The sequence below is a fragment of the Abditibacteriota bacterium genome (genome assembly GCA_017552965.1).
GTDB lineage: Bacteria > Armatimonadota > UBA5829 > UBA5829 > UBA5829 > RGIG7931.
On sequence record JAFZNQ010000028.1, the window covers coordinates 1 to 2,730 of the forward strand.

The 2,730-nt window shown below is 62.5% G+C and carries 2 protein-coding genes; one reads left to right on the forward strand and one right to left on the reverse strand.

Annotated features, from left to right (window positions below):
* A partial coding sequence (locus IK083_03450) for an alpha-xylosidase (protein ID MBR4748612.1) occupies positions 1-489 on the forward strand: 489 nt, incomplete at its 5' end.
* 52 nt (positions 490-541) lie between these two features.
* On the opposite strand, the gene IK083_03455 is transcribed toward IK083_03450, so the two are convergent.
* On the reverse strand, positions 542-2,730 hold a 2,189-nt coding region (locus IK083_03455), incomplete at its 5' end, for a hypothetical protein (GenBank protein ID MBR4748613.1).

Here is a 2,730-nt window from a genome sequence, read left to right on the forward strand (position 1 = left end):
CATTCCCGGTGCCACGGCGCCGGCGACACCACCCACAGGGAGCCCTGGGCCTTCTCACAGGAAGCTCTGGAGATATTCCGCCGCTATGACAAGCTCCGCTATTCGCTGATGCCCTACATCTACGAAGAAGCGGAAAAATGCACCCGGACAGGCCTGCCCATGATGAGGGCCCTGTATCTGGAATACCCCGAGGACAGGAACGTGAGGACCATAGACGACCAGTATCTCTTCGGCGACAGTCTGCTCATAGCCCCGGTGCTGAAGCCCCTCTCGAAGAGCAAAACGAGAGACGTGTATCTGCCCAAGGGCGTGTGGTACGACTACTTCACCAAAGAAAAGCTCGACTCCTGCGGCATGTGGATAAAGAGGGACATAGACCTGGCCACCATGCCCATATACGTCAGGGAGGGCGCCGTACTCAAATACTGCTCTGCCGACACCCACCTGAAGGGCGGCATGGGAGAGATAATAAAGACGGAAAAGTGGTAAAAAGACGGGCGGCTTTCGGGAGACCGAAAGCCGCTTCTCATTGTCCGCGCCGTTACTCGGCGGCCCGCAGAAGGGTGACTCCGTCCACTCTCAGGGAGTCGGAGCCGGTTTTCCAGTGGACCCGCGCCTCAAACTGGGCCGCCTCCTTCCACTCAAAGGGGGCGTAAACAAAGGCCTGCTTCCCCACCGGGAGCATGCCGCGGTCCACGGAGATCTCGACGGCCTTGTCGTGGGAGCCGGCAGGCACTACGTCGGCGCTGCACACCTGGCCGCCGTCCCCCTTGTCGTCAAGCCGCATCAGGCTGAACACCGCCACGTAGCGGCCGGGCTCCAGAGGCATATAGGGGCCGTATATCACCGCTCCGTCCCGGCTCTCGCCGTGGACAGCCATCCTGTAGCCCACGCCCTCCTCCGTGGTATAGGTTTCGGAGGTGAGGGAGGGCAGCGAGCCCGCCTCGAAATGGGCCGCCTGCTCATAACGCCTGCCGCGGAAGCCTTCGGGGAGCCCCGTGAGGTCGAAGGCTCTGACCAGCACGCTGTATTCCTTGGTTTTCCCGTCAAAGTACGCCTTCAGGACGGCCCTGTCCTCCCGGGGGGCGAAGCCTATCTCCAGGGTCTCCTTTGCCCCGGGCCCGATGACGGCCCGCAGGGGTTCGCTCTCGGCCCCCTCCAGCTCAAACACCGCCTCCACAGGCTCCTCCGAAGCGTTGCGCACGGTAAAGGAAAGCGCGGCCCGGCCCCTTTCTGTGAGCATCACTTCGCCGGGGACGCTGAGGGCCAGCTTTTCCCTCTGCAGATATTCCTTTTCCAGGGCGGCTATCTCCTCGGCGCTGACGAAGACCCAGTCCTCCCCCAGCAGCTCCGCCACCCGTTTTACCACGGGGGGATTATAGCCCCAGTTGCACAGGAAGGCGTGGACAAAGGCCGGCTCCCCTTCCCGGACGCAGGCGAAGGCCCTGATCTCTTTGGCCATGTGCTGGGCCGCATATTCCCGGCCGGCCACGGAGGTGTCCCAGGTAGTGGCGGAACGCAGCACGGGGACGCCTCCCGCCGTGAGGAACAGGCTGTCGCCGTAGCGGGACACGTTTCTGAAATAGTCGGGGAAAAGGCCACTGAGCCAGGGGAGCCCCGCGGCCATGACGCCTATCTCCTTTTCGGTCACGTGCATGGGGAAGAGGACTCTCAGGTCCATTTTGCGCATATATCTTTCGGTCAGCTCCAGAAAGCCGCCGAATACCCGTCCGCTGTCCGTGTATCTTTCGCCGTAATCGGCGGGATAGGTGTAGCCCACGCCGGACACGGCGGCGCCGAAGGTGTCGTTGTCGGTGGCCGTGGAATAATAGTAATCCATGATGTCCGGGAACATGACTCCGGACAGGGGCGACACGGTCCAGGTGATGGGGACGGCCCCCCTTTCCTTCATTCCCCACAGACGGGGCCAGTTGTCGGAGCTTATCACCGGGAGATTGTCCCCGTCGGACATGGTAAAGGCGACGTAGCGTTTGCCGTAGTCCAGGGTCAGCTTCCGGGGATCCTTCTGCCTGAGGGGCGTCCTGCGGGTGCCGGAATGGACGGAATAATTGTTGCCTCCGGCAGAGCCTGTCAGAAAGTGCCCGTATTTGGCGAAGAGACTCACTCCGGCGTGCTCGCCGATGCCCACGTCGGTCCCGGCCCAGGGGTAGCCCAGTATGGGGGTATTGGCGGGAAGCCGGGCCAGAAGGGTGTTGACAAAGGCCAGCTCCTCCTTCGGCGCCGAAACGGATGTGGCGCCGTCTATCCTGCCCGGTATCCAGAACACGAATATCCTGTGCTGCACCAGATAGTCCCGGGTATTGAAGACCCCCGTGTGGAGGCACGAGGCCGCGTGATGATACATCCGGTCCCACAGGTTTTCCAGGGCCCAGTAATAGGGCTGGGCGTTGTTCTCGAACATGCCCCGCATATCCAGCGTCACCGGCAGCTCAAACCTCCGGGCCAGCCTCGGGGAGCATATCAGGCAGCCGTTTACCGAGGCGTACATGGTAGCGGCGTTGACGGTGGCGGGGATGCACCTGTCCGTGACCACGGCGCCCTCGTAGCTCCCCTTGAATCTGCGCAGTGCCTCTTCGGGGGTCAGCCAGGTCACGGAATCTATATCCCCCCGCTGTTTCATCCAGTCGAGCCAGCGGTTTTCCGCCGCGTCGTTCTTAGCGCACAGATACAGCCGGGGGGTCTCCCTGTTCACCAGCCCCTGCAGGCCGG